Source organism: Streptomyces monticola (genome assembly GCF_042665355.1).
GTDB classification, from domain to species: Bacteria; Actinomycetota; Actinomycetes; order Streptomycetales; family Streptomycetaceae; genus Streptomyces; species Streptomyces monticola.
The window spans coordinates 1-26,172 of sequence record NZ_JBHTCF010000021.1 but is presented as its reverse complement, the minus strand read 5'-3'; the positions used below and the strand labels follow the sequence as shown (position 1 = coordinate 26,172).

At 71.0% G+C, this 26,172-nt stretch carries 22 protein-coding genes and 1 rRNA gene; 14 read left to right on the top strand and 9 right to left on the bottom strand.

Features of this window, described 5'->3' with window-relative positions; translation table 11 throughout:
• Window positions 1-87: 87 nt before the first annotated feature.
• On the bottom strand, window positions 88-957 hold the full coding sequence (locus ACFQVC_RS34830; RefSeq protein WP_381838236.1) for an SCO4651 family lipoprotein: 870 nt from the start codon (window positions 955-957) through the stop codon (window positions 88-90).
• 132 nt (window positions 958-1,089) lie between these two features.
• Here ACFQVC_RS34830 and ACFQVC_RS34825 point away from each other — a divergent pair, with 132 nt between their 5' ends.
• The 4 genes from ACFQVC_RS34825 (at window position 1,090) to ACFQVC_RS34810 (ending at window position 4,941) form a co-directional block, all read left to right on the top strand.
• A complete protein-coding gene (locus tag ACFQVC_RS34825; RefSeq protein WP_381838234.1) occupies window positions 1,090-1,275 on the top strand; it encodes a hypothetical protein in 186 nt (61 codons plus the stop codon).
• A 128-nt stretch (window positions 1,276-1,403) separates the two neighbouring features.
• Complete coding sequence (locus ACFQVC_RS34820) at window positions 1,404-2,978, top strand: FAD-binding oxidoreductase (RefSeq protein WP_381838437.1); 1,575 nt, start codon at window positions 1,404-1,406, stop codon at window positions 2,976-2,978.
• 230 nt (window positions 2,979-3,208) lie between these two features.
• Complete coding sequence (locus ACFQVC_RS34815) at window positions 3,209-4,156, top strand: COG4315 family predicted lipoprotein (RefSeq protein ID WP_381838232.1); 948 nt, start codon at window positions 3,209-3,211, stop codon at window positions 4,154-4,156.
• A 47-nt stretch (window positions 4,157-4,203) separates the two neighbouring features.
• Complete coding sequence (locus ACFQVC_RS34810) at window positions 4,204-4,941, top strand: sortase domain-containing protein (RefSeq protein WP_381838230.1); 738 nt, start codon at window positions 4,204-4,206, stop codon at window positions 4,939-4,941.
• On the opposite strand, the gene ACFQVC_RS34805 is transcribed toward ACFQVC_RS34810, so the two are convergent.
• The 7 genes from ACFQVC_RS34805 to bla all read right to left on the bottom strand — a co-directional run bounded on the left by ACFQVC_RS34805 (window position 4,866) and on the right by bla (window position 14,410).
• Window positions 4,866-5,585: a phosphatase PAP2 family protein gene (locus ACFQVC_RS34805; protein ID WP_381838228.1), complete on the bottom strand. Its 720-nt coding sequence runs from the start codon at window positions 5,583-5,585 to the stop codon at window positions 4,866-4,868. The two genes, ACFQVC_RS34810 and ACFQVC_RS34805, sit on opposite strands and share 76 nt — an antisense overlap.
• 337 nt (window positions 5,586-5,922) lie before the next feature.
• Complete coding sequence (locus ACFQVC_RS34800; RefSeq protein WP_381838226.1) at window positions 5,923-6,921, bottom strand: bifunctional lytic transglycosylase/C40 family peptidase; 999 nt, start codon at window positions 6,919-6,921, stop codon at window positions 5,923-5,925.
• Between the two features lie 59 nt (window positions 6,922-6,980).
• Window positions 6,981-8,711: a protein kinase domain-containing protein gene (locus ACFQVC_RS34795; RefSeq protein ID WP_381838224.1), complete on the bottom strand. Its 1,731-nt coding sequence runs from the start codon at window positions 8,709-8,711 to the stop codon at window positions 6,981-6,983.
• A 173-nt stretch (window positions 8,712-8,884) separates the two neighbouring features.
• Window positions 8,885-10,231 carry an FtsX-like permease family protein gene (locus tag ACFQVC_RS34790; protein ID WP_381838222.1) on the bottom strand — a complete coding sequence of 449 codons (1,347 nt, stop codon included), beginning with the start codon at window positions 10,229-10,231 and terminating at the stop codon, window positions 8,885-8,887.
• Window positions 10,232-10,234: 3 nt separating this feature from the next.
• Window positions 10,235-11,023 (bottom strand): ABC transporter ATP-binding protein, encoded by a 789-nt coding sequence (locus ACFQVC_RS34785; RefSeq protein WP_381838220.1) that lies wholly within the window; start codon window positions 11,021-11,023, stop codon window positions 10,235-10,237.
• A 581-nt stretch (window positions 11,024-11,604) separates the two neighbouring features.
• Window positions 11,605-13,146 carry a DUF7782 domain-containing protein gene (locus ACFQVC_RS34780; protein ID WP_381838218.1) on the bottom strand — a complete coding sequence of 514 codons (1,542 nt, stop codon included), beginning with the start codon at window positions 13,144-13,146 and terminating at the stop codon, window positions 11,605-11,607.
• Between the two features lie 232 nt (window positions 13,147-13,378).
• Entirely contained in the window at window positions 13,379-14,410 is a 1,032-nt protein-coding gene (gene bla / locus ACFQVC_RS34775) for a class A beta-lactamase (RefSeq protein WP_381838216.1), read from the bottom strand.
• A 388-nt stretch (window positions 14,411-14,798) separates the two neighbouring features.
• On the opposite strand from bla, the gene ACFQVC_RS34770 reads away from it, so the two are divergent.
• From ACFQVC_RS34770 to ACFQVC_RS34725, 10 genes are all read left to right on the top strand, one after another.
• On the top strand, window positions 14,799-15,107 hold the full coding sequence (locus ACFQVC_RS34770) for a hypothetical protein (protein WP_160505898.1): 309 nt from the start codon (window positions 14,799-14,801) through the stop codon (window positions 15,105-15,107).
• A gap of 192 nt (window positions 15,108-15,299) precedes the next feature.
• The gene (locus ACFQVC_RS34765; protein WP_381838214.1) at window positions 15,300-16,100 is read left to right on the top strand and encodes a hypothetical protein; all 801 of its coding nucleotides are present in this window, start codon (window positions 15,300-15,302) and stop codon (window positions 16,098-16,100) included.
• Window positions 16,090-17,439: a hypothetical protein gene (locus ACFQVC_RS34760; RefSeq protein WP_381838212.1), complete on the top strand. Its 1,350-nt coding sequence runs from the start codon at window positions 16,090-16,092 to the stop codon at window positions 17,437-17,439. The genes ACFQVC_RS34765 and ACFQVC_RS34760 overlap by 11 nt, the downstream gene beginning before the upstream one ends.
• The gene (locus ACFQVC_RS34755) at window positions 17,436-18,986 is read left to right on the top strand and encodes an SCO6880 family protein (RefSeq protein ID WP_381838210.1); all 1,551 of its coding nucleotides are present in this window, start codon (window positions 17,436-17,438) and stop codon (window positions 18,984-18,986) included. Before ACFQVC_RS34760 ends, ACFQVC_RS34755 begins: the two co-directional genes overlap by 4 nt.
• 24 nt (window positions 18,987-19,010) lie before the next feature.
• Window positions 19,011-20,432: an ATP-binding protein gene (locus ACFQVC_RS34750; protein WP_381838208.1), complete on the top strand. Its 1,422-nt coding sequence runs from the start codon at window positions 19,011-19,013 to the stop codon at window positions 20,430-20,432.
• Window positions 20,432-22,030 (top strand): TraM recognition domain-containing protein, encoded by a 1,599-nt coding sequence (locus ACFQVC_RS34745; RefSeq protein WP_381838206.1) that lies wholly within the window; start codon window positions 20,432-20,434, stop codon window positions 22,028-22,030. Before ACFQVC_RS34750 ends, ACFQVC_RS34745 begins: the two co-directional genes overlap by 1 nt.
• 158 nt (window positions 22,031-22,188) lie before the next feature.
• Window positions 22,189-23,148, top strand: coding sequence for an ATP-binding cassette domain-containing protein (locus ACFQVC_RS34740; RefSeq protein WP_381838204.1), 960 nt, complete (start codon window positions 22,189-22,191; stop codon window positions 23,146-23,148).
• Window positions 23,145-23,972, top strand: a complete 828-nt coding sequence (locus ACFQVC_RS34735; protein WP_381838203.1) for an ABC transporter permease — start codon at window positions 23,145-23,147, stop codon at window positions 23,970-23,972. The genes ACFQVC_RS34740 and ACFQVC_RS34735 overlap by 4 nt, the downstream gene beginning before the upstream one ends.
• 31 nt (window positions 23,973-24,003) lie before the next feature.
• Window positions 24,004-25,287: a sensor histidine kinase gene (locus tag ACFQVC_RS34730; protein WP_381838201.1), complete on the top strand. Its 1,284-nt coding sequence runs from the start codon at window positions 24,004-24,006 to the stop codon at window positions 25,285-25,287.
• Complete coding sequence (locus ACFQVC_RS34725) at window positions 25,284-25,952, top strand: response regulator (RefSeq protein WP_381838199.1); 669 nt, start codon at window positions 25,284-25,286, stop codon at window positions 25,950-25,952. Before ACFQVC_RS34730 ends, ACFQVC_RS34725 begins: the two co-directional genes overlap by 4 nt.
• Window positions 25,953-26,047: 95 nt before the next feature.
• On the opposite strand, the gene rrf is transcribed toward ACFQVC_RS34725, so the two are convergent.
• Window positions 26,048-26,164: ribosomal RNA gene (gene rrf, locus ACFQVC_RS34720) — 5S ribosomal RNA — on the bottom strand.
• Between the last annotated feature and the right edge of the window lie 8 nt (window positions 26,165-26,172).

The window sequence follows — 26,172 nt, the reverse complement described above, 5'->3', positions numbered from 1 at the left end:
GCACCGCGCATGGCACGGACGGGCTATTTGCGACGCGAACTCACCCCCCGCGCCGTCCCGTACCACCCCCGCGCCCCCCGGAGCGGACTAGCCCCCGGCAATCTTCCCCGCGAAGATGTCCTCGGCAGCGGGCAGTTCGGCCCGCACCGGCGCCCCGAATCCGTAAAGCAGCGTCGTCGAGGCGACTGCCACCTCACCGCGCGCGCCGGTGGCCGGTTTTCCCTGCACGCCGTTGGCGAAGCTGAACTGGTGGCGGATCTTGCGCAGTCTGCCCTGGTCGTCGAGGTACGCGTCGAACGGCACCGTGTCCTTGGTGAACCCTTTCGCCGCCGCCTCGAGCACCTTCCGGTTCTTGCCCGCCGCGCGGGCCGCGGCACGGGCGATATCGGTCGTCCCGCGATAGTGCCGCACCCGCGTGCCCGCGAGCTTCTCCTCGCCCGCGTACGTCACCTGCCGTGCGCCGCGCAGGAGTTCGGCGGCGACCAGCGGGTCCGTGGCGCCGCCCGTGACCAGGTTCCCGTCCGAGAGCGTCGCGGTGTCGATGCGCACCCACTTGTCGGCGGGCACCCCCGCGCCGCGGTTCTTCATATACAGGGCGCCGGGGGCGAGGAGTTCGGTGATGGGGCGGTGCTCGTCGACGCCCGCGGGGTCCTGCGGCAGCATCACCGTCAGCCGGCCGCGGCTCTTCTCGAAGTCGTAGGCGCCCTGGCCGCGGATCGTGACACGAGTGCCGCCGGTGGCCATCTCCATCGACGTACGCGCCTTGGCGCTGCCCGCGGAGCGCAGGGCGTCGGCGGCTCGGTGCATGACGTCCACCGGATCGCCGGCGGCCTGGTCGTCGGCGGCGGCCCCGCCGCCGGAACATCCGGTCGTGGCCCACATCACCGAGGCCACCGCCCCGCCCGCCACGGCAGCGGCGGCACGACCGCCCCTGCGCCTGTGCTGCTGCGCCACCATTGCCTGCCTACCCCCAACACTGGCCGTCTCCTGCGGCCCCCCGTCTCGTTCCGCTTAACGACCGGCGGGGCCAACCCGTCACGCACACGGCCCCGCTCCCGGGCGTTCACCGAAGGTCGCTACGGTGGCGCGGTGTCACCACACCAGGAGCAGGCGCAGGCCGAGCACCGCACCAGTACCGTCGAGCAGGGCCCCTTCTGCTCGGCCCGCTGCAGTTGCGGCTGGCGGGGCCCCGCACGCCGCGCCCGCTCCAAGGCCCGCTCGGACGCCGCGGAGCACATCGCATCCGGGGAGCAGGACCACGCGGCGCGGGCCTGAGCCGCCCCGCGCCGGGGTACGCGGGCGGGGTGCGGGCGCGGCTCGGACCGGCCAGGGTGGTCGGGGTGGAACCCACCCGCCACAGCCGTCGTCTCGTCCTGCGGGAGGCGACAGACATGAACCGCAGCATGGACCGGCGCAGGGTCATCACCGCAGGGGCCGCACTCACGCTGGGGGCGGGGGTGAGCGCGTGCAGCTCCGGGTCCGGCGGGGCCGGCGGCGCGGGCGCGACCACGACGACGGCGAATACCGCGGGCATGAGCACGGGCCTGGCCTCGCGCCGCCCCGTCGGCCCCGCGTGGACCGCGCTCGCCAAGGGGCTCGACGGCGGGCTCGTCCGGCCCGGTGACCGCGCCTGGGCCTCGGCGCGGCAGCTCTACAACACCCGCTTCGACTCGCTGAAGCCCGCGGCCGTCGCCTATGTCGCGCACGCCGAGGACATCCGCGAGGCACTGGCCTTCGCCCGTAAGAACAAAACCCCCATATCCATACGCAACGGCGGTCATTCCTACGCCGGTTGGTCCTCGGGCAACGGCCGCCTGATCATCGACGTATCGAAGCTGAAGACGGTGCGCGCCTCCGGGGGCGCGGCGACGGTCGGTGCGGGCGCCAAGCTCATCGACGTCTACCGGGCGCTCGCCGCCAAGGGCGTGACCGTACCGGCGGGTTCCTGCCCCTCGGTCGGCGTCTCGGGGCTCGCCCTGGGCGGCGGTCACGGTGTCACATCGCGCGCCTACGGCCTCACCTGCGACAGCCTCACGCAGGCCACTCTGATCACCGCCGACGGACGCCAACTGGTGTGCTCCGCAAGCGAGAACGAAGACCTCTTCTGGGCGCTGCGCGGCGCGGGCAACGGCAACTTCGGCGTCGTGACCGAGCTGCGCTTCCGTACCCACCCGGCACCGCAGGCCGTCTCCGCGTATATGACCTGGCCGTGGCGCAAGGCCGCGCAGGTCCTCAAGGCCTGGCAGCGCTGGGGCCCCGACCAGCCCGACGAGATCTGGTCGTCCCTGCATCTGGCCGCGGCACCCGGCGGCACTCCGACGGTCTCCGTCGCGGCCTTCTCGCTCGGCACGTACGGCGAGCTGCAGAACGCCGTCGACCGGCTCGCCGACGGCCCCGGCGGTCCCGGCTCCGCCTCGAACGTCTCGCTGAAGCGCCGCTCGTACGCCCAGGCCATGGAGGTGTACGCGGGCTGCGCCGGCTTCGCCGACGACGACCAGTGCCACCTGCCCGGCACGACACCCGGCCGCGACACGGCGGGCGCGCTCGGCCGCGAGACATATGCGGCCCGCTCCGACTTCTTCGCCAAGTCGCTCTCCGACGCGGGGGTACGCGCGCTGCTTGCCCGGGTCGAACAGGTCAAGGGCGGCGCGGGCACCGTGGCCCTGACCGCGCTCGGCGGCGCGGTCAACCGGGTCGACCCGACGGCCACGGCGTTCGTGCACCGCCGCCAGCGGATGCTCGCGCAGTACATCGCGTCGTGGAAGGCGGGCACGTCCGGTACGGCGGCGCAGGGGTGGCTGAACGGCACGCACGGGGCGATGCGGCGGTACGCGTCGGGGGCGGCGTACCAGAACTACACGGACGCGGCGCTCAAGGACTGGCGGGCCGCGTATTACGGTCCGGCGGCCGCCCGCCTCGGCAAGCTGAAGAAGCAGTACGACCCTGAGCGGCTCTTCGACTTCCCGCAGGCTCTCTGATTCCCCGGTCCCGCCCCTTCCCGACACTGGGGCTCCGCCCCAGACCCCGCTCCTCAAGCTCCCCCAGCTACCGCTGGGAGGTGCCCCCCAGAGGGGCTGATTCAGCAAGCAGCAACAGCTCACGGCCAGACGTGTGTCACCGCCCCCCGTACGGCCCCTCCCGGATGGCCCCGTCGGCGCCGCGGCGGTGCCCTGAGAGTCCACGTACACGGACCTCAGGCAGGACAGCCATGAACGGAAGCAAGCCACCCCGAATAGCCGCCCTCGGCACCCTCGCCGCGGCCGCGCTCCTCCTCACCCTCTCCGCGCCCGCCGCCGCCGTCGACAAGCCCACGGAACCCGGTGAGCTGAAGCTCATCGACACCCCGGACGGGCAGGCCCTCGCCGACAAGGACGGCAACCCGCTCTATCTGCGGGACGACGACGAGCCCGACACCCCGGACTGCACCGGCGACTGCGCCACCAACTGGCCCGCCGCGGTGGGCTATCCGACGAAGGCCGAGGGCGTCAGCGGCGATACGGCGCAGACGAAGGACAACCCCGAGGGCGCCGACCAGCCGCAGGTCATCTACAACACGCACCCGCTCTACTACTACAAGGACGACAAGCCGAACGAGCCCAAGGGCCAGGAGGTCAAGGGCTGGAGCCTGGTCGGCGCGGACGGCGAAGGGCTCAAGGCCGCGGGTGCCTCCGAGTCCGAGTCCCCCGACGCCTCACAGTCGCCCGCCGAGTCGGCGCCGGCGTCCGGTGAGGCCTCCCAGTCCCCTGGCGCGGACCAGTCACCGGGCGCGGACCAGTCACCGGGTGCGGACCGGTCCCCCGGCGTGGGCACCCCCACCTCTTCCGACGGCGCCGCCACCCCCGTACCGACGACTCCGATGCCGACGATGGCGTCCCCGGACAAGACGTCCGGCACGGGCACGGACCCCGGCACGGGCACCGCCACGGACCCGGGCCGCGACACCGGCGCCATGAAGGCCACCCCGTCCGGCGCGGCCAGGGGCGGCGCCCGGCACGAGACCGGGAACGAGACCGGGAACGCCGCCGGACAGCACCCCGAGGCCGGCGCCCTCGCCCTCGGCTCCGCCGCCGTGGCCGCCGCCGCCGGTGGCGTCGGTCTGATCCTGCTGCGCAGGCACCGCGCACCGCGCGCGGCCGCCGAGGAGGAGCGGAGCTGAAACCCCGACGCGGCACACCACGCCCTCCGCGTACGGCGGTCAGGCTCATGTTCAGCGCCTCGGCACTCTGCGCCCTGGCCGCCGTACTGCTGCACCAGTTCCCCTGGCTGGACACGTCCGTCAAGTCGGCGGTCACGGCGTCCGTCGCCGATCTGTCGCGGGACGGCACACCGCGCAGGGCCGCGCCGCGGGCACCGGTCGTACAGGACCGCACCCCGCGGCTCGCGCAGGTGCCCGAGCTCGCGAGCGCGCCGCGCCGGATCCACATCCCCGCCATCGAGGTGGACGCGGAGGTGCTGCCGCTCGGGCTCGAGGACGACAGGGCCCTTCAAGTGCCGGGTTTCGAGGACGCGATGAAGGTCGGCTGGTACACGCTCGGCGCCCGCCCCGGGGTGCCGGGACCCACCGTCCTCGTGGGGCACCGGGACGCCCCCGCGACCGCGCGTGGCCGCTACCGCGACGCCGTCTTCGCGCGCCTGGGGCGGCTCGTTCCGGGCGACCTGGTGGAGACGCGGGCCGCGGACGGACGGCTGCTGCAGTTCCGGGTGACGTCGGTGGACACGTACAAGACGACGGCGTTCCCGACGCGTGAGGTGTACGGGCCGGTGCCCGACTCGCAGTTGCGGCTCATCACGTGCGGGGGCGCGCTCGACCGGAGCGGCCACTGGGACTCGAATGTCGTCGTGTCCGCCGTGCAGGAGACGCGGGGTCAGGCCGCCAGGTCGTTCTCGCCGGACTCCGCCGACGGCTCGGTGCGCGGCCCCGGCAGCCCGACCGCGCCCTGAACCACGGAGTCCGAGGTGCGCGCCCGCACCAGCCGGCCCACTCGCGCGGAGCGGGAGACGGCCTTGGTGAGCGGGGTGAGCAGGGCCATGGCGAGCGGCGCGAGGAGCAGGGCGACGGCGGTGCCGAGCGCGAAGCCGCCGACGACGTCCGTCGGGTAGTGCACGCCCATGTAGACCCGGCAGAACCCTTCGACGAGGGCGAGCCCGATCCCGATGAGCCCGAACTTCCGGTTGGCCACGAAGAGTCCGACGCCCAGGGCCATGGCGAGCGTGGCGTGGTCACTGACGAACGAGAAGTCGGTCTTGCCCTTGACCAGGACTTCGAGGCCCAGATGGTCCTTGAAGGGCCGGGGCCGCTCCACGAACTCACGGATCGGGATATTGATCAGCACCGCGACACCGGCGGCGAGCGGCGCCCACACCAGCCCCGCGACCGCCACCTCGGCGTCCTCGCGGCGCCGCACACTGCGCCAGCACCACAGCACGAGCAGCACCATGGCGAGCAACAGGCCGTACTCACCGACGAAGGAGACGATCCGGTCGGCCCAGTGCGGGGCGTCCTTGGCGATGCCGTTGATGTCGTAGAGCAGGCCGACGTCGGGGTTCGACCCTGAGGTCTCAGGTCCAGCCTCTGGTCCAGCCATGGTGCCGCGGCCCCTTGTCCGTAGTCGCCCGCGGACGCGCCTGGTGCGCGCCCTGTCTACCCCCGTGCTTCAGAGCTGGTCAGTGCTGCTGTCGCCGTGTCGGTGCTGCGTGTGCTGCGTGTGCTGCTTCCGCAGTCATCTGTAGTCATCCGCAGTCAAGGGAACGCTCGATTCCCCTCTCTACGTTCCACACTCAACCGAAAGATCACTCAGACGTTATCGAAGAGTGACTCATCGTCGCAGCTCAGAGGCCTGGTGAAGCGAAGAGTTCCGGCCACGCGAGCGTGCGGTCCGGCTGCCCGCGCAGCTGCCGTCGCAGCTCCTGGCCTCGCCGCCGCTATCCCTGGGCGAGTGCTTTCGCGCCATCTTCGGTGACCCGGGTGGCTCCGAAGTAATCCGGCGTATCGATCGGCGTGAACCGGATCACCGCGCCGGTGCGGGGCGCGTCGATCATGTAGCCGCCGCCGACGTAGATCCCCACGTGCCGGATGGCCCGCGAGTTGGTGAGGTCGTCCGAGAAGAACACCAGGTCCCCGGGGAGCAGTTCGTCCCGCTTCGGGTGCTGCCCCGCGTTGTACTGGTCGTTGGCCACCCGCGGCAGTGTCACACCCACCGACTTGTACGCGGCCTTCGTCAGTCCCGAGCAGTCGAACCGGCCGCCGTCCTCCGGCGTCCCGTCACCGCCCCACAGATAGGGCTCCCCGAGGTGCTCCTGGGCGAAGGAGATCGCCCCGGCGGCCTGGCGCGAAGGGCTGACCCTGCCGACGGGCCTGGCGAAGCTCTTCGACAGATTCGTGATCGTCTTCACGTAGTTCTGCGTCTCGCTGTACGGCGGGACGCCGCCGTACTTTATGACGGCGTAGGAACCCGCGTTGTACGCGGCGAGCATGTTGTGCGTCGCGTTGCCGCCCACGTCCTCGACGTATCCGGCGAGCGTGCAGTCGTAGGTGGCCGCGGACGGGATCGCGTCGGCCGGGTCCCAGATGTTGCGGTCACCGTCCTTGTCGCCGTCGATGCCGTGCGTGGCCCAGGTGCCGGGGATGAACTGGGCGATACCGCGGGCGTCGGCGGGGCTCTTCGCGGTCGGGTCCCAGCCGCTCTCCTGGTACAACTGCGCGGCCAGGAGCGCGGGGTTGATGGCGGGGCACAGATTGCCCCACTTCTGCACCAGGTTCTGGTACTGCGCGGGCACGGCCCCCTTGGCCAGGCCCACCGCGCCCTTGCCGATGCCATTGGCGAGGTTGCCCGCCACCATGTACGTCCCGACGACGAGCAGCGCCACGAAGCTCAGGGCGAGCCCGGCTCCGACTCCCGACACGACCCAGACTTTTCGCACGACTCAACCCTCCCCCATGCGGGCGTGGTTCACCGCCATTTCGCCCATGTGACGGCCCGTCACCGCACTCGGAATCCCGAGCACATGATGCTCGCGTAGTCCTTGGGGCCGCCTTTGACATGGTAGAAGAGCACGGTCCAGTCGCCGGGGTCGTTCCGCACCGGGATGGAGGGCCAGGTCCTGCCCGCCGCGTGGCTCTCGAAGTCGTCCGGGTAGGTCAGCTCGACGTAACCGCCGGTCTTCCACTTGGAGTAGATGTCCACCGGCTTGCTGGTGTAGCCGATCGTCTTGTTCTCGGTCAGCAGGTCCTCGAAGGGCCGGCCCGTCTCCGCGTCGATGTCGTGCGGGGGTTTGACTCCCACGGACACGTAGTACGGAGCGGGCTTCTTCTCGTTCAGCTCGGCGTACTTGATCCGCATCTCGATCTTCGCGCGGCGGGCGACCGTGGCACTGTCCGGGCTGTCGGCATCCGTCACCGACACCTGCATATCGGCACCGGGCGGCCGCTCTTCGGCGACCTGATTGCACTGGCCCTTGCCGTGCAAGGCCTCCGTCTCGTCCTCCGAGAGGGTCCAGAAGTCGCGCGAGACACGGTCGTTCTCGATGTACGCGGGCGGCTTCGGCGCGGAGGCGCTGCCTGATGGGTTCTTCGAGGGGTTCTCCCCGCCTTCCTCGCCGTCGGGGAGCAGCTGCAGGGTCAGGGCGACGGTCAGGCCTGTGACCAGGGCGACGGTCCCCGCCACCAGCCACGGGGTCCGCCGTGAGCGCCGCCGCAAGGTGTTGACCTGGGCTTGCGGCGCCAGCGTCGGGACGTACCCCGCTCCGGCACGCGTCGGTACGTACCCCGCTCCGGCCGTCGGCTGCTGCGCGAGCTCGGGCTGACCGTGCCCCTGGGGCACGAGACCGGCCGCCACAGCTGTCGGCAGATCGCGCGGGGCCGCCGCGCCGAGACCGGTCAGGCCGCCGTAGAAGGCGTCCTCGGTCAGCGCGGACGTCACACCGCAGCGGGCGATGATCTCGCCAGGCGACGGCCGGTCCGCGGCCTCCTTGGCCGCGCAGGACTCGATGAGCGCCGCGAGTGCGGGCTCGACACCCGCCACGTCGACCGGCTCGTGCACGGCCCGGTACGAGACGGCGTCCATCGGTCCCGAGCCGAACGGGGACCGGCCCGTGGCCGCGTACGCGAGCGTGGCGCCGAGCGCGAACACATCGGCCGCCGCGCCCACTTCGTTGCGCAGCAGCACCTCGGGGGCGGTGAAGCCCGGTGTCCCCGGCGCCACACCGGTGCGGGTGAGCGCCGTGTGCCCGGCGCCCCGCGCGATACCGAAGTCGATCAGCTGCGGGCCCTGCGTGGACAGGATGATGTTCTGCGGCTTGAGGTCGCGGTGCGTGACGCCGTACGCGTGCACGCTCGCCAACGCCTCGGCGAGCGCAGCGAACAGCGCCCGGCAGGTCTCGGGCGGCAGCGCCCCGCGCCCGCTCACCGCCCCGCTCAGCGTGGGCCCCGCCACATACTCCGTGGCGAGCCAGAACGGTGCGGCGTCCAGGTGCGCGTCGATCAGGTTCGCGGTGTACGCGCTGCGCACCGCGCGGACCGTCTCCGCCTCGCGCCGGAACCGGGCCAGCGCCTCGGGGTGCCCGGTGATCTCGTCCTTGATGACCTTGATGGCGACGAGCCGGCCGCCGGGCGAGCGTCCGAGATACACCTGGCCCATGCCGCCGGCGCCGATCCGGGCGAGAAGCGCGTGGGCACCTATCCGGGCCGGGTCCTGAGGTCTCAGCGCATCCACCGGATCAACTGTTCCACACGGCACGGACAACGCGGCGGGCGGCTGCCTCAACTGGCAGCCGCCCCGGGGGAGTTCCGCTCCGCGCACCCGTACGTCTCCTGGCACCCGTACATCGCCTGATACCTGTACGTCTCCTGGTACCTGTACGTCTCCTGGTACCTGTACGTCTCCTGCTACGCGGCCAGCGCCACCGTCTCCACCGCCGGCGTGCGCATCACCTTCCGTGCCGTCCCGACGCTCGTCACCAGCGTCACCACCGCCGCGACCGCCACCACCGCGAACCAGACGCCCGTGAACTGGTCCGGCAGGAGTGTCGCGCCGTCCGTGCGGACGTAGGTGAAGGGGAGTGTCCCGGCGAGCGCCGCCAGCGTGCCGAAGAAGACACCGGCGGCCGTGAGGACCGCGCTCTCCGTCGCGACCGTGCCGAGCACCTGCCCCGGAGTGGCCCCTGCCAGACGCTGCTGGCCGAACTCACGGCTGCGGTAAGAGGTCGCCGCGTACAGGGTGTTGATCAGCATCACGCAGCAGAAGGCCACGATGATGCCGACGACGGTCAGGTTGAGGGTCTCCAGGTTCTTCGCGTCCACGGTCTTGGCCAGGCCCGACGCCTTGATCTCGTCGTTCTCGACCGACTGCATCGTCAGCGTCGCCGTGGCCATGCCCGTGAAGAGGATCAGCGGCATGAGGATGCCGGAGTACTGCTCGACCCGCGGCCGCATGGTGCGCACCGTCAGATAGCCGCTCGCACCGGCAAGCGACGACAACGCGCCGTCCAGAGCGTCGAGCAGAGCGCGAAGGAGCCGGGGCGAGAAGACCGCGCAGCCGACCGCGATCAGGATCGCACCGTAGGCGGGACCGGCCATCAGGGCCTCGTCCGTGGGGTCGAAGACAAACGCCGACAGCACCAGGACCGCACCGAGCCCGAGCGCCGCCTTGCCGGAGAACACCCGCCACCGGCCGAGCACTTGGCCGCCCCGGCCGGAGAAGGCCCGCGTCGCCCTGCGTACCGCGAGGAACGCGGCGCCGACAGCCGCGAGCAGGGTGATGTCGATCCCCGACATCAGGGCGGCCGTACCGAACGTGTGGTCCACGGACTCCGCGACCTGCCCGGTGTCCTTGAAGACCTGCAGCAGCGCCTGGCCGCCGAGCATCGCCGGGCCGATGGCGAGCAGCGCGCCGGCGAGTGCCACGGCGACCGCCTCACCGACGACCATGCGCTTGATCTGCGCGGGTGTCGCCCCGGTGTTGCGCAGGAGCAGGAGTTCCTGTTCCCGCTGGCGCACATTGACCGTCAGGGTCGAGGCGATGGCGAAGAACACCAGGAGCGTGCCGTAGCCGCCGACCACGCTGGCGGTGAGCGTGAGCGTTTCCGCACTGACATCGTCCACTCCCGCCGCTGCCGCCGTGTCGTGCATCGAGTTGAACGTCATGATGATCGCGGCGCCGAGGAAGGCGGAGAGCAGCGTGGCCAGGAACCGTCCGGGCCGCTGTCTGATCGACCGCATCGCCAGAGAGAGCATCGCTCACACCCCCACCGGCATGGCCGGGCGCTCGTCGCCCAGGTGCGCCAGGCGCTCGGCGACCGCGTCCACCGTCGGCGCGTGCATCTCGCCGGCGATCCGGCCGTCGGCGAGGAACAGTACGGAGTCGGCGTACGAGGCGGCGACCGGGTCGTGCGTCACCATCACCACGGTCTGTCCGTGCACCCGCACGGCCTCCTGGAGCAGCCGCAGCACATCGCGTGCGCTCTGGCTGTCGAGCGCACCGGTCGGCTCGTCCGCGAAGATCACGCCGGGCTCGGTGACCAGGGCCCTGGCGATCGCGACGCGCTGGCGCTGACCGCCGGAGAGCTGGTCGGGGCGGTGGCCGAGCCGGTCGCCGAGGCCGACCTGGTCGAGGATCTGAGTGGCCCGGCGCCGGTCCACGCGCCGTCCGGCGAGCTTCAGGGGCAAAACGGTGTTCTGCGCGACGGTGAGCGTGGGCAGCAGGTTGTACTGCTGGAAGACGAACCCGATGTGGCTCCGGCGGAACCGGGTGAGCTCCGCCTCGGTGCCGCCCGTCAGCTCCGCGCCGTCAACCATCACGATGCCGCGGTCGGGACGGTCGAGACCGGCCGCGCACTGCAGCAGCGTGGACTTGCCGGAGCCGGAGGGCCCCATCACCGCGGTGAAGGTACCCGCGGCCAGGCTCAGGCTCACCCCGTCGAGGGCGGTGACCGCGCCGTCCCCCGAACCGTAGACCTTGCTGACCTTCACCAGGCGCAGAGCCTCAGAGGTGTTCCTGGCCGGCTCGTTCCCGCTCTTACGAAACATGGTGTTTCCTCTCCGTCCGGAACATCCCGGCACATCCGGCACTCTCTGCGCCTCGTTGACCTCGTCGACCTCGTTGCTTCGTTGACTTCGAAGTTACGGTCGGACGGGCGGCGCCACATTGGGCGTACGCGGCCAGTGCGGGGTGGGCCTGGGTACACCTTGTTCGGTGGGGCCGGGTGCTTTCCGCTGGTGAGAGCGGGGGGTTCTTGCCGGCGGGGCGGGGGCTTCTCGGTGGTGAGAGCGGGGGGGTTCTTGCCGGCGGGGCGGGGGCTTCTCGGTGGTGAGAGCGGGGGCTTCTTCCTGTCGGGGCGGGGGCTATTCGCTGGCAGGGCCCGGTACTTCGCGCTGGCGCGAGCGGGGGCTTCTTCCTGTCGGGGCGGGGGCTATTCGCTGGCAGGGCCCGGTACTTCGCGCTGGCGGGGCCCGGCGCTTCGCGCTGGCGCGAAGCGGACGCCCCGCTGACGAAGCCCGGCACTTCTCGCCGACGCGAGCGGACGCAGTGTTCCTCGCTGGCGGGACCGGGTGTCCTCGCTGAGGCGTGCGGGCGCCTCGCTGGTGGGTGCCGGTGGCGCCGGTATCGGTCAGCCCAGGGCATCCGGCGCGCTCAGCCGTGCGGCATCGGGCCCGCCCGGCCGGACGGCATCGGGTCCGCCCGGCCCGGTGGCATCCGGCGCCGTGGGCACCAGCGCGCCCCTCTCCACGAGCCGCGCCACCTCCGGCAACGCCGCCTCCGCGAGCCGCCCAGGCTCCGTGCCCTCGGCCTCCGCGAGCCGTGCGACCTGCTCGCCGATGGTGGCGTCCCGGCCCGCCCCGCCGAGCAGCGCCACGGCGAGCGGCGAGACCCGCTCGCTCCAATTCAGTCCGTCACCGGGCACCTTGAGCACCTGCTGCGCCAACTGCCAGCCCGCGCCGTCCCGGTGGTCGGCCTGCTGCCACAGGGTCAGGCCGTGGCCCGGCGTGAGGCGCTCGGCGAGCGGATCGTGGGCGCGCAGCCAGTCCTGCCGGGCGAACCACCCCGCGACCTGGGCGCCGGTGAGCTCCCCCGCCTCCGCGGACAGCTCCTCGACGCGTACGGCGGACCGCTCGCGCCCGCTGCGCCGTACGACCACGGTGCCCATGCCCACGGCCTCGGCCTTCTGCCCCTCGAACCAGCGCAGCCACGCCTCGCGTTGGCCGAGCGCCTCCTCGCCGCCGCCGAGCTCCAGCCACTGGTCGACGTACGGCACGACACCGGCGGCCGACCGCTGCACGATCCACGCGTCAAGGCCCGCGCCGCCCGGAATCCAGTCGGCGACCCGCTCCCGCCAGTCCTCCCCGGCGCGGTGCAGCCAGTGCGCCCGGAACTGCAGATACCCGCCCTCGGTGAGCAACTCGGGCGCGTTGCCCGCCAGTTCGGCACAGAGCCCGTCGCCGGGCCGGCCGGAGTCGCGGTGTACGCAGTGCACGGTCCCCGGGCCGACGGCGAACGGCGGGTTGCTCACCACCAGGTCGAAGCGCCGTCCGGCGACCGGCTGCGCCATGTCACCGTGCAGGACCTCCCAGTCCAGGCCGTTGAGCGCGGCGGTGGTGGCGGCGAACCTGACGGCGCGCGGCGACAGATCGGTGGCCGTGACCCGCGCCGCCTGCCCGCTCAGGTGCAGCGCCTGCACCCCGCCGCCGGTGCCCAGATCGAGCGCGGACTCGACGCGGTGCGTCAGGGTGGCCCGGCGCAGGAGGGTCGCATCGGGCCCGATCGGCTGGACGCCGTCGGCCCTGCGGTCCTGCGGATCCGGCCGCAGAAACCGCGGGAAGTCGGAGAGCGCCCACCATTTCTCGTACGGATGGAGATACACGGCGGCCCGCACCAGGCCCTCGCCCGCGGTTTCGAGCAGCGGTACGACCCCGGGCTCCACGGACCTGAGCCGCACCGTGCGGCCGCACATGAAGAGCTGGATCAGCACTGCCAACGGATCGCCCTCGCCGAGGAGTTGCAGGGCGAGCGTGGGGTCGTAGCGGTTGAGTCCTTGCGCGGCCTCGATCCCGACCCGCGCGACGATGCCCTCGCGCGTGTAGCCGTGTGACGTCAGTACGTCCCTCAGCGCGTCGATCGCAGAGGGGGCAAGCAAGGGCTGCGTAGTCATCATGGTGCGTTTGTCGGCTGTTGTACGCGATGACTGAACCATTGGGCCATCGGGTTACCGCCAATGGGCGAACCGGATGAAATTGCCTTACGCGGCCGCGAGTTGGCGCCTTCGCGCCGTCTGACCTGCTAATGACGGCGCGATGGATCTTGCCGGGCCCCGCCTGGGGCCGCCTCCTCCGGTCATGTTGTCCATAGCCTGTGGACAACATGACCGGAGGGTGCGCAACTCCCCCTCAAACCAAGGCGGAACCCACAGAAACCGCAGAAACCGCAGAAACCGCAATGTCCGCCGCTTCGGCCACCACCCGGTCGTCGCCCGGCGTCTCCGCGTCGAGCCGCGTCGTATAGACACAGATGACGAGCGGCGCCGCGCCGGGCGGCCACGCCACGGCGATGTCGTTCATGGAGCCGCGCTCACCGGTGCCCGTCTTGTCGCCGACGCGCCAACTCCCGGGCAGCACCGACCGGATCCGCTTGTCCCCGGTGGTGTTGGCCACCAGCCAGGCATTCAGCTGCGCGCGGTCAGGCGGAGCGAGGGCGCCTCCCAGGCTCATGAGACCCAGACTCCGCGCCATCGCCGCGGGCGTGGTGGTGTCCCTCGGATCGCCGGGCAGGTTGGTGTTCAACTCGGGTTCCCAGCGGTCGAGTCGGGAGTGCCGGTCGCCGAGCGTCCGCAGAAATCCCGTGACCGCGCCGGGCCCGCCGATCCGCCGCATCAGCAGATTCGCCGCACAGTTGTCGCTGTACGTGATGGCCGCATCGCACAACTCCCGTACGGTCAGCCCGGTTTCGACATGCTTGCTGGTAACTGCGCCACCACCGGCCTGCTCCACATCGGCGGCCGTGTACCGCACGAGCCGGTCGAGCAGCCCCGGATCCTCCCGCCGCGCCACCCGCAGCACCGCCGCCACCGCGGGCGCCTTGAACGTCGAGCACATCGCGAACCGCTCGCGCGCACGGTAGCCGAGGAACCGTCCGCTCCCGGTGTCGAGCACCGCGACCCCGATACGCCCCGGGTAGTCGGCCTCCAGCCGCCGTAACCGCCGCCGCGCACCGTCGGCGGCACCGGCGGCACCGGCGGCATTCACGGCGTCGGCGGCATCGGCCTGGGCGCCGGGCAGGGCGAGCGCGAGCGGACCAGCGAGCACGGCGGCGCCGAGCAGCCCCCGGCGCGAGAGCGCGGGTCCGGAACGGGAAGACGTGGGCCCGGTACGAGACAGCGTGGGCCCCGTACGCAAAAGTGTGGGTTCAGTACCTGTCTGCATCCCGCGAGGCTAGACAAGATCCGCTCGGACTACGCCATAAAACGGGCACTTACGGCACGGCGCACCGGGCACCGGCCCCGCCACCGCAAAGAACCGGCCATTCACCGCCGCACCCAGCCCCGACCAGGGCCTACGCGCCGTAACGACTACAGCCTGTTCATTGCCCGGCGTCACCCCTCGTGATACACAGAGTGACCATACGCGCCTCTGTATACCGTCCTGTGCCCTTGCGCGGGGCGGCCGGCGGCGGCGCGTACGGAACCCATACGAACTCCGCCAATGAATGACTCCAAGTCGTCATGCGACAGCGGCATTCTCGGCGAGAATAGGCCTGACCTCTGCACATCGGCAGAGGGTGCAGAACTACCCAATAGGGGCGGTGAGTTACATGCTTATGGCAGCCGAAAAGGGCGACATCACCACCATCATCGGCGGGATCGCCCCGGACTGGGGTCCCTTCGGGAGCCTGGGCAACGAAGCGCGCGTGATGATCGAGGTGGTGATGGCCATCGCCATCCTGCTCTGCCTCGGCATCGCGATCTGGGGTGCGGCCAAGCAGCGCATCGGCGCGACGGCGCTTCGCGACACCTTCAGCGCAGAGCAGGGCAAGGGGCTGATCATCGCGGGCCTGACCGGAGTCTTCATCATCGGCTCACTCGGCACGGTGTTCACCATCGTGTACGGGATGGCCGTCTGACCGACCACGCAGTCCCCGCCCCGGGCGCCTCCCACCGCCCCGGCCCCCGTCCCCGACCCGTCCGCCCGTCGTGCCCACCGGCAGAGGTTGCGTCTCCCTGATGTCGAGTCACCACACCGCGCCCGCGCGGGAACCAGCACGGCTACCGTCGTACTACGCGGTTCCGCAATTGCTTGAGGGGGCGTACGCGCTATGAGTCTCGACGACGGCACTGGCGTGGGCGGCACGGGCCAGACCCGCACCCGGCTCCCCGAAGGCGACGGCGGCGTCTACGGCGGCCCACGCCGCCCGGCGGCCCGCTCCCCACGCAGCCTCATCACGGTCGTGACCGTGATCGTCCTCCTGATCGCGGCTATCGCGTTCGCGAACCGGGGCGACGGAGGCGGCAGTTCCACCGACGACGGCAACGAGTCCGGCCCGAACGCCGCCCCCACGGAGGCCTCCGGCAAGAAGGCGGTGTCTTCGGGGTTCGCTCATGATCGGCAGGGGGCGGAGAGTGCGGCGGCGAACTATGCCGTGGCTCTTGGTTCCGACGACATGTTCAACGCCGGTACCCGCCACGAGATCCTCGACTCCATCTACACGCGTGCGGCGGCTGCCAAGCTCAAGAAGCCCATGGACAAGGCCTACTCGCCGGAGTTCCTCGCGCGGATGGGCCTGGACGCCGACGGCAATCCCCCGAAGGGGAGCACCTTCGTCTCCCGGACGGTCCCTGTCGGCACGAAGGCCGTACGCCATGACGCCGACAGCGCCACGGTGTCGGTTTGGTACACCGGCCTGATCGGCATGTCCGGCACCAACTCCACCGATCCGGTACGGACGACCTGGAAGACCTGGACGTTCGAGCTGACGTGGACCGGCGACGACTGGAAGATCACCAAAGACTCGCAGAAGGACGGCCCCGCCCCGGTCCCGGGCGATGAACCGGCCGCCACCTCCAAGGACATCAGCGAGGCCGTTGAACAGTACGGAGGGTTCACGTATGCCCGGTAAGAGCCACCGTGCCCTCTCGCTCGCCGCCACCATGGCAGCGGTACAAACGACCGCCGTCCTGCTGGCCACGCGCGCTGCCGCCGAACCCACGCCCAAGCCGTCCGACGACCCCTGCGACCTGCTGATCGGCCCGGCAAAGAAGTACTGCGAAAACGGCAAAGACGGCGCAGGCGGCGCCCCCAAATCCCCCGCCGACGACGCCCTCGGCGCCCTCGATCCGCTCTCCTCCCTGGCCAAGGGCTGCGCGGACGCCGCCTCCTGGACCGTCGACAAGCTCAGCGCCGCCGTGAAGGAGACCGCGAACGTCGACTTCACGAACCCCAAGTTCCTGCAGCAGTACGCCGTGGTGTTCGCCGCGTCGACGATCCTGACCCTGCTCCTGTGGCTGCTCGCCATCGCCAAGCGGGCCGTGCGCGGGGTGCCGTTGGCCACCGCCATCAGCGAGGCCATCGGGTTCCTCTGGCTGACCGTGCTCGCCTCCGCCTTCACACCGCTGATCCTCTACACCGTGGTGTCCGCCACGGACGGGGTGTCCCAGGTCCTGGCGAAGACCACGGGCGGGCAGACGGACGTGTTCTTCGGCTCGTTCTCGGAGGCCCTCAAGAAGGGCGAGGACATCGGCGGCGGCCCGATCATGCTGATCGTGGTGTCCCTGGTGTCGATCCTCGCGGCCGGTGTCCTCTGGCTCGAACTCGTCATCAGGGCCGCCCTGCTCTACGTAGGAGCGCTGCTCGGCACCGTCGTGTACGCGGGACTCGTCGACAAGAACCTCTGGTCCCACGTCCGCCGCTGGGCCGGAATCATGATCGCGGTGATTCTGGTGAAACCAGTGATCGTCATCGTGCTCGGGCTCGCCGGGGCCCTCTCCGGCGACCAGGGCCCGGACTCGTTCTCGGCCGTGGTGTCAGGACTCGCCATCATCCTGCTCGCCATCTTCGCCTCGGCGATGATCTACCGCTTCGTGCCCGGCTTCGGCGACGAGATCGCCGCGGGCCGCAGCAACCGCATCATGCAGAGCGCCGAAGGCAAGGCCGCCGCCGTCATCAGCTCCCCGGCGGCGCTCGTCTCGCAAGGCATCAAGACCCACTCGAGCCGTGGCCGCGGCGGCGACGACAGCGGCGGCTCGCAGAGCAGCGCACCGCGCCCCGCGAACCCCGCCAGCGGCGGTGTCGCCGCGCACAGCAGCCGCGGCTCCAGCGGCACAGCCCCCTCAAGCGGCGGCGGAACTGTCCCCTCCGCCGCACCCTCACCCCGTACGAGTACTCACAGCTCACGTCCCACGAGCAGCACCACCGGCACCAGAGGCACGACCAACCGCACGGGAGGTGAAGGGCGTTGACGACCCAGTCCCACCAGGTCGCGCCCCGCCGCACATATCTGATCGGCCGAGCGCGGCCGAACGCGATCGTCGGCAAGAACCGCGAGACCGGCGAGATCGCCCTGATCATCGCCGGGGCCTTCCTCGGCATGATGTGCGGCCTTCTCGTGCCGGTCCTGTCCCTGCGCATCGTGCTCCTCATGGGCTTTCCGATGCTGGCGATCGCGGCGGTGTACATCCCGTACAAGGGACGCACCTTCTTCAAGTGGTTCGAGATCAACCGGAGTTACAAGCGCAGCCTGCGCTCGGGCACCGCCTACCGCTCCGCCGCCCCCGAGGCCGGCATCCGCTTCGACGGGCGCGAGGTCGAGGTCGGCCCGCCCCCGGGCATCGGCCGGATCACCTGGCTCGCCGCCCCCTTCGGCCCGGACGAGATCGCCGTACTGCTGCACGCCGACCGCCGTACCGTCACCGCCGCCATCGAGATCGAGGGCCCCGGCGTCGGGCTTCGGGACAGCGAGGACCAGGAAGCCCTCGTCGACCGCTTCGGCACCCTGCTCAAGCATGTCGCGAACGGCGACGGCTTCGTGACCCGGCTGCAGATGCTGGCCCGCACCCTGCCCGCCGACCCCGACGCACACGCCAAGGACGTCGCGATGCGCGGCGACGACAGATCCCCCGGCTGGCTGCGGAACTCCTACGACCAGCTGCAGTCCATGGTCTCCACCAGCAGCGAGCAGCACCGTGCCTACCTCGTGGCCTGTATGCACTACACCCGCGAACTCGCCGCCGAGGCCCAGGCCATGGCCCGCGCCTCGCGCCCGCACTCGGGCCGCAAGGTCGACAAGGACGCCGGTCTCGCCGTCGTCATGGCACGTGAACTCACCGACATCTGCTCACGCCTGCAGGAGGCGGACATCCGCGTACGCCAGCCGCTCGGGCAGGGCCGGCTCGCGTCCCTCGTGCACTCCATGTACGACCCCGACCACCCCATCGACCACATCCAGGCCATGACGAAGCGCAACGCCTGGCCCGCCGAACTCGACGCCATGGAGCCCACGTTCCTCCAGGCCAAGACCCGCGAGTCCTCCACCCGCGCGCCCTGGTGCCACGCCACCGCCTGGGTCAAGGAGTGGCCCATGACCCCGGTCGGCGTGAACTTCCTGGCGCCCCTCCTGGTCCACACCCCGGATGTCATCCGCACCGTGGCCGTCACCATGGACCTGGAGCCCACCGAGATCGCCATCGAGCGGATGCTCACCGAGAAGACCAACGACGAGGCGGAGGCGAGCCGCCAGGCCAAGATGAACCGCACCGTCGACCCCCGCGACATCGCCGCCCACTCCCGCCTCGACCAGCGCGGCGAGGACCTGGCGAGCGGCGCCGCGGGCGTCAACCTGGTCGGTTACATCACGGTCTCTGCCCGCTCCCCCGAGTCCCTCGCCCGCGACAAGCGGACCATCCGGGCCTCGGCAGGCAAGTCGTATCTCAAGCTGGAGTGGTGCGACCGTGAGCACCACCGGGCCTTTGTGAACACCCTGCCGTTCGCGACCGGCATCCGACGGTAAAGGTAGAAGGTAGGCGCCAGGCCCATGCGAGATCCGCTGTCCATGCTGACCGATGCCTTCACCTCCTTCCTCTTCGGAAAGGTGGAGACGACCCGCCTTCCGGTACGCACCTCCACCGGCCAGGCCCAAGCCGTCTACCTGCCGACCGCCGCACCCGGACTCGGCGACTCCGGCGTGATCATCGGCCGCGAGGTCTACAGCGGCAAGGGCTATATCTACGACCCCTTCCAGCTCTACGGCCAGCAGCTCCCGGCCCCCCACTGGCTGGTGCTCGGCGAGTCGGGAAACGGCAAGTCGGCCCTGGAAAAGACGTACGTACTACGTCAGTTGAGGTTCCGTGACCGCCAGGTCGTCGTCCTCGACGCCCAGGGCGAGGACGGCGTCGGCGAGTGGAACCTGATCGCCCAGGAACTCGGCATAACGCCGATCCGCCTCGACCCCACGGTCGCCCTCGACACCGGCATCCGCCTCAACCCCCTCGACCCGTCCATCACGACGACGGGCCAGCTCGCGCTGCTCCGCACCATCATCGAAGTCGCCATGGGCCATGGCCTCGACGAGCGCTCCGGCTTCGCCCTGAAGGTCGCGCACGCCTACGTCAACGAGACCATCGTCGAGCGCCAGCCGGTCCTCACCGACATCGTCGAGCAACTGCGCCACCCGGAGCCGGAGTCGGCGGAGGCGATGAACGTCGCGATAGAGGACGTACGCGCCTGGGGCCTCGACGTCGCCCTCGTCCTCGACCGCCTGGTCGACGGCGACCTGCGCGGCATGTTCGACGGCCCGACCACGGTCGGCATCGACCTCGACGCACCCCTGATCGTCTTCGACCTGTCCCATATCGACCGCAACTCCATCGCCATGCCGATCCTGATGGCGATCGTCGGCGTCTGGCTGGAGCACACCTGGATCCGCCCGGACCGCAAGAAGCGCATCTTCCTGGTCGAAGAGGCCTGGCACATCATCAACTCCCCCTTCGTCGCCCAGCTCTTCCAGCGCCTCCTGAAGTTCGGCCGGCGGCTCGGCCTGTCCTTCGTGGCGGTCGTCCACCACCTCAGCGACGTGGTCGACGGCGCGGCGGCGAAGGAGGCCGCGGCGATCCTCAAGATGGCCTCCACCAGAACCATCTACGCCCAGAAAGCCGACGAGGCACGGGCCACGGGCCGGGTACTCGGCCTGCCCCGCTGGGCGGTCGAAATCATCCCGACCCTCACCCCCGGCATCGCCGTCTGGGACGTCAACGGCAACGTACAAGTGGTGAAGCATTTGATCACCGAGATGGAACGCCCCCTCGTCTACACCGACCGGGCCATGACCGAGTCCACCCTCGTCGAAGAAGAGGACGACCTCCTCCTCGCCGCCGAACGCGAGGCGGAGGAACGCGCGGCCCGCATGGAAATGGAACGGTACGAAGAGCTCGGCGGCTCGGACGCGACGGTGGCGTGATGCCTGAATACGGCCGCGGCCACGAGCGGCGATTCGACGGCCGTCACGATCGCCGACACGATCGCCGCCCGGACAGGGGCCCGGAGAGGGACGGCGGCATCCCCGACGGCCTGCTCGTGGGCCTCCTGGCCTTCCTGCTCGGCCTGACCCTCCTCGTGTGGACGGCGACGGGCCTGGCCGCCCTCTTCGCCAAGGGCGCCTGGCCCACGGGCGTCACCTTCGCGCGTACGCCGGTCGCGATGCGCCATCTGATCTCCCAGCCGCACGACATCGCAGGCGCCTGGCCCGACAGCCCCGCCTCCGCCTTCTCCGGCTACGGACTCTTCTGGGGCCTGTTCATCGGGCAGTTGATGGTCCTCACGGTCCTGACGGTGTTTGTGATGGGGACGCTGGCGCGGTGGCGAGCGGTACGGAAGTCCCGGCGGGCCGGAGGCGCGGAGGTGGAAGAGGTACGGGCCGGAGGCCCGGAGAAGCTTGCGCCGGAGGCGGACGAGGGGCGGGCCGGGTGGGAGCACCGCGCCGGAGGCGCGGAGAAGAACGCACCGGAGGTGCGAAAGCAGGAGGCACCGGAGGTGCAAAGCTCCCGCGCGCCGACCGCACCGGACCCCGCACCGGAGGTGCGAAGCCCGGCGACCGAGCCGACGGTCACGGCACCGGTGACGGTCCCAGCCCCCCGTAGCCCCCTCTTCCTCGGCCCTCCCGAAGACCGCCGCCACGCCGCCGTACAGGCCATCCAGGAGTCCGAGAGCGCAGCCCTCGTCCTGACCTCCGACCCCACCCTCTGGGAGGAGACCAAGGACGCCCGCGCCAAACTCGGCCCCGTACTCCTCTACGACCCCTCCCACCTCTGCGACACTCCGGCCCGTATGCACTGGTCCCCCAGCAGCGGCTGCGAGGACCGCGAGACGGCCGCCTCGCGGGCCCGCGCCCTGCTCGCCCCCGTACGCCCCACCGCCAAGCTGGACGCGGCGACGGCCACCACCGCCGAGACCCTGCTGCGCTGCTATCTGCATGCCGCCGCTGTGGACGGCCGCCAGTTCAAGCACGTCCACCGCTGGGCCCAGGGCAGCCAGGTCCAGGAGGCGGTACGCATCCTGCGGACGAACGCCAAGGCGGCGAGCGGCTCCGGCGGTGAACTCGAAGCCGAACTCACCGCGCACCCCGAACGCCGCGACATGGCCCAGGAGTTGACGGCCCGTGCCCTGTCCTCGCTGTTCTCGGTGCACATCCGCGAGGCCTGCACTCCGAACCGGACAGATGCCCTGACGCTGGATTCCTTCATCGCCGAAGGGGGCACGCTTTACGTGGTGGGTGAACCCATCGAGGACCCGAAGACGAAACCCGGCGCGATGCCCCTCCTCACGGCGCTCGCCGCAAGCGTGGTCGAGCACGGCCGGCGCATGGCCGAACGGTCATCCTCCGGTCGGCTCGACCCACCACTCACCCTCGTCCTCGACGACGTGGCGGCGGTGGCCCCGCTGCCGCAGCTGCCCGAACTGCTCGCCACCGGAGCGGACCGCGGCCTGCCGACCCTGGCACTGCTGCGCTCCCGCGAACAGGTACGGTCCCGCTGGCCGCACGACGACGTACCGGTCTGAAGCCCGCCACACCCCTGCCTCGCGCCTCTGCCTCGTATCCCCGCCTCGCGCCCCCACCCCACGTCAGGGCCCCCGTCGTACCCCGGTACTACGCCCTCCGCCACGCTCCCGCCCCCGGTCCGACGCCCAGCGCCCCCGCGCACAGCAGCATCGAAGACATGATTCGGGCACACGGACTCACCAAACGCTACGGCGACAAGACAGTCGTCGAGGACCTCACCTTCGAGGTCCGCCCCGGCACCGTCACCGGCTTCCTCGGCCCCAACGGCGCCGGCAAGTCCACCACCATGCGGATGCTCCTCGGCCTCGACGCACCCACCCGCGGCCGCGCCACCATCGGCAACCGCTCCTACGCCGCCCACCCGGCGCCCCTGCACGAGGTCGGCGCCCTCCTGGAGGCCCGCTCCGTACATCCGGGCCGCAGCGCCTTCCACCACCTCATGGCCCTGGCCCACACCCACGGCATCCCGCGCTCCCGTGTCGAGCAGGTCCTCGACCTCGCCGGCATCCGCGAGGTCGCCACGCGCCGCGTGAAGGGCTTCTCGCTCGGCATGGGCCAGCGCCTCGGCATCGCCGCCGCGCTCCTCGGCGACCCGGCCACCGTGATCCTCGACGAGCCGGTCAACGGCCTCGACCCCGAGGGCGTGCTGTGGATCCGTACCCTCCTCAAGTCCCTTGCCGCGGAAGGCCGTACGGTCTTCGTCTCCTCACACCTGATGAGCGAGATGGCCCTGACCGCCGAGCACCTGATCATCATCGGGCGCGGCCGGCTCCTCGCCGACACGACCGTCGACGCGTTCGTACGCTCATCGGGCACCGCCACCGTCAAGGTCGTCACGCCCGAGGCGGCCGCCCTCAGCGAGCGGCTCGCCGCCCCCGGCGTCCAGATCTCCAGCGAGACGCCCGGCGTTCTCGACGTCCACGGCACCGACGCCGAGCACATCGGCCGCACCGCCGCCGCCCACGGCATCCCCCTGTACGAACTCACCCCGCGCAGCGCCTCGTTGGAGCAGGCCTTCATGGACCTGACCCGCGACACCGTCGAATACCAGGCGCCGACCGCCACCTCCAGGACCACGACGACCTCCGGGACCTCCGCGACGGGAGCCGCAGCATGACCACCGCAACCCCCTCGACCACCCCCCACACCCGGCTCCCCCACACCCGGCTCCCCCATACCCCGCTCCCCCGCCTGACCTCCCGGCGCGTCCTGCGCTCCGAGTGGCACAAGCTGTGGACCCTGCGCTCCACCTGGATCACGCTGCTCGCCGCCGCCGTCTTCACCCTGGCCATCGGCTTCGTCATGGCCGGGTCCTACGACGGCGACGACTCCGAGATCGACACCGTCACCTACGTCCTGCTCGGCACCCAGATCAGCACGATCTGCGTCGCCGTCCTCGGCATCCTGGTCACCGCAGGCGAGTACTCGACGGGCCTGATCCGTGCCTCTCTCACCGCCGTTCCCCGCCGCACACCGGTCCTGTGGTGCAAGGCCGCGCTGTTCACGGCGGTCGCCCTCACCGTCACCCTGACCGCCAACCTGGTCACGTTCCTCGCCACCCAGCCCCTCCTCGCCGGCACCGACAAGGCGGCCTCGCTCACCGATCCCGGCGTCCTGCGCGCCCTGGCCGGGAACGCCGCCGGGATCACCCTGCTCAGCCTGATCGCCCTCGGCCTCGGCGCGCTGGTGCGCTCGATCCCCGCCGGCATCGGCGCCTTCGTCGGCCTGGTGCTCGTCCTGCCCGAAGTACTCGGCGCGATCCCCTCCAGCGCCCTGCGCACCGCACTCGACTACTTCCCCGCCCAGGCGTCCGGCGTCCTCGGCTCCGCGCATCCGCCCGCCGACGCCGCGTCCCCCGGGCCCGCCCTGCTCGCCCTGGTCCTGTGGGCCCTGGCGACCCTGTGGCCCGCGGGCCTGCTCCTGAAGCGCCGGGACGTGTGAGGTACGCGCCGCAGCGTAGGAGGATGATCCCGTGACCGCACAAGCCCCCAGGCCACAGACCACGGCGGCGAAGGGCGACACCTCCGCCCTCACCGCCCATGTGCAGCGGCTGCTCCAGCGGCTGCGGGCCTTCGACCACCGCCACCCACTGGTCTGGGACCTGCTCCTCACCGCCTTCTACGTGACGGCCTCACTCATCGACTACAGCAGCGGCGGCTGGCACACGGTCGCCCGCAACCGCGATGCGTCGGAAACCCTGGTGCTCCTCATCTGCCTGGGCTTCTCGCTGCCGCTGCTGTGGCGGCGCACGCACCCGGTGGCGGCGCTCCTGGCCATGGCCCCCGCGGCCCTCGCCAACGCCTGGGACGGCATCATCGCCCAGGCGGCCCTGCTCCAGTTCATCGTCGTCTTCAACATCGCCCTGCACCGCTCCCCGATGACCCTCCTACGAGCCTTCGCCGTGATCGCGGTCCCCACGGTGATCGGCGCGGTCCGCTACCCGGAGGACAGCTGGGACCAGCAGATCCTGCCCACGCTGTGGGGCTTCGTGATGGTCGTGCTGCTCGCCGTGGCGGTGCGTACGCGCAAGGAGTATCTGGCCTCCCTTGTCGAGCGCGCCCGGCAGCTGGAGGTGGAGCGCGACCAGCAGGCCCGGCTGGCGGCCGCGGCCGAACGCACCCGTATCGCCCGCGAGATGCACGACATCATCGGCCACAACCTCTCGGTCATCACCGGCCTCGCCGACGGCGGTTCGTACGCCGCCAAGAAGAACCCCGAGCGCGCCGGCCAGGCCCTCACGGCCATTGCCGGCACCAGCCGCGAGGCCCTGACGGAGCTCCGCCGGCTCCTCGGCGTGCTGCGCGACGACACCCCGAACGCCGATCTCACCCCGCAGCCCGGCCTCACCGATCTGAACTCCCTCGTCGACGGCGTACGTTCGGCGGGTCTGCCGGTCCGTATGACCGTGCGCGGCACCCCGGCCCACGACTCGGACACAGCGGGCCGTGAACTCACCGTGTACCGCGTGGTCCAGGAGGCCCTGACGAACACCCTCAAGCACGCGGGCCCCGGCGCCACGGCCACGGTCGACGTCTCGCACTCGGACACGGGCGTGACGGTCACCGTCACCGACGACGGCCGCGGCGCTCCCACGGTGACTCCGGGCGGCCGCGCCGAGGCACCCGGCGGCCGCGGCATCACCGGCATGCGCGAGCGAACAGCCCTGTACAACGGCACACTTGAAGCCGGCCCGCTCCCACAGCCGACCGGCGGCTGGCGGGTCCGAATGCACCTACCGGAGGAACCCGCCCCGTGACCGCCGTCCTGATCGTCGACGACCAGCCCATGCAGCGCTTCGGCTTCCGTATGCTCCTGGAGAGCCAGGACGACATGACGGTGGCGGGCGAGGCGGGCAACGGCAGCGAAGCGGTCCGTATGACCGCCCAACTCCTCCCGGACGTCGTCCTGATGGACATCCGCATGCCGGGTCTCGACGGCATCGAGGCCACCCGCCGCATCGTCGCCTCCGGTGACCGCACCCGAGTCCTGATCCTCACCACGTTCGACCTCGACGAGTACGCGTACGCGGGCCTCCGCGCCGGCGCCTCCGGTTTCCTGGTGAAGGACGCCCAGCCGGAGGAACTCCTCGCCGGTATCCGGGCGGTGGCCTCCGGCGACGCGGTGGTCACCCCCAGCCTGACCCGCCGTCTCCTCGACGCCTACGCCGACCAGCTGCCGTCGGGCACCGCCGAACACCGCGCCGAGGACCCCCGGCTGACCGCCCTCACCGACCGCGAACGCGAAATCCTCACGGCCATCGGCCAGGGCTGGACGAACACGGAAATCGCCGAACGCTTTCATCTCGCCGAGTCCACAGTGAAAACGCATGTGGGCCGCATCCTGGCGAAGACCGGCGCCCGCGACCGCGTCCAGGCGGTGATCCTGGCGTACGACACCCAATTGGTGAAGCCGTCCGCATGAAGGCATAACGGTAGGAGTGCATAACGGCAGGAGGGCATAAGGGCATAACGCAGGAAAGCCCCGCACCATTGGTGCGGGGCTTTCCCTCAAAAATAGTTCGGCGGCGTCCTACTCTCCCACAGGGTCCCCCCTGCAGTACCATCGGCGCTGTAAGGCTTAGCTTCCGGGTTCGGAATGTAACCGGGCGTTTCCCTCACGCTATGACCACCGAAACACTATG

Excerpts from the sequence above, each read along its gene's own strand:
- ACFQVC_RS34830 (WP_381838236.1), bottom strand. The coding sequence starts at position 957 with ATGGTGGCGCAGCAGCACAGGCGCAGGGGCGGTCGTGCCGCCGCTGCC.
- ACFQVC_RS34820 (WP_381838437.1), top strand. The coding sequence starts at position 1,404 with ATGGACCGGCGCAGGGTCATCACCGCAGGGGCCGCACTCACGCTGGGG.
- ACFQVC_RS34815 (WP_381838232.1), top strand. The coding sequence starts at position 3,209 with ATGAACGGAAGCAAGCCACCCCGAATAGCCGCCCTCGGCACCCTCGCC.
- ACFQVC_RS34810 (WP_381838230.1), top strand. The coding sequence starts at position 4,204 with ATGTTCAGCGCCTCGGCACTCTGCGCCCTGGCCGCCGTACTGCTGCAC.
- ACFQVC_RS34805 (WP_381838228.1), bottom strand. The coding sequence starts at position 5,585 with ATGGCTGGACCAGAGGCTGGACCTGAGACCTCAGGGTCGAACCCCGAC.
- ACFQVC_RS34790 (WP_381838222.1), bottom strand. The coding sequence starts at position 10,231 with ATGCTCTCTCTGGCGATGCGGTCGATCAGACAGCGGCCCGGACGGTTC.
- ACFQVC_RS34785 (WP_381838220.1), bottom strand. The coding sequence starts at position 11,023 with ATGTTTCGTAAGAGCGGGAACGAGCCGGCCAGGAACACCTCTGAGGCT.
- ACFQVC_RS34780 (WP_381838218.1), bottom strand. The coding sequence starts at position 13,146 with ATGATGACTACGCAGCCCTTGCTTGCCCCCTCTGCGATCGACGCGCTG.
- bla (WP_381838216.1), bottom strand. The coding sequence starts at position 14,410 with ATGCAGACAGGTACTGAACCCACACTTTTGCGTACGGGGCCCACGCTG.
- ACFQVC_RS34770 (WP_160505898.1), top strand. The coding sequence starts at position 14,799 with ATGCTTATGGCAGCCGAAAAGGGCGACATCACCACCATCATCGGCGGG.
- ACFQVC_RS34765 (WP_381838214.1), top strand. The coding sequence starts at position 15,300 with ATGAGTCTCGACGACGGCACTGGCGTGGGCGGCACGGGCCAGACCCGC.
- ACFQVC_RS34760 (WP_381838212.1), top strand. The coding sequence starts at position 16,090 with ATGCCCGGTAAGAGCCACCGTGCCCTCTCGCTCGCCGCCACCATGGCA.
- ACFQVC_RS34750 (WP_381838208.1), top strand. The coding sequence starts at position 19,011 with ATGCGAGATCCGCTGTCCATGCTGACCGATGCCTTCACCTCCTTCCTC.
- ACFQVC_RS34745 (WP_381838206.1), top strand. The coding sequence starts at position 20,432 with ATGCCTGAATACGGCCGCGGCCACGAGCGGCGATTCGACGGCCGTCAC.
- ACFQVC_RS34740 (WP_381838204.1), top strand. The coding sequence starts at position 22,189 with ATGATTCGGGCACACGGACTCACCAAACGCTACGGCGACAAGACAGTC.
- ACFQVC_RS34735 (WP_381838203.1), top strand. The coding sequence starts at position 23,145 with ATGACCACCGCAACCCCCTCGACCACCCCCCACACCCGGCTCCCCCAC.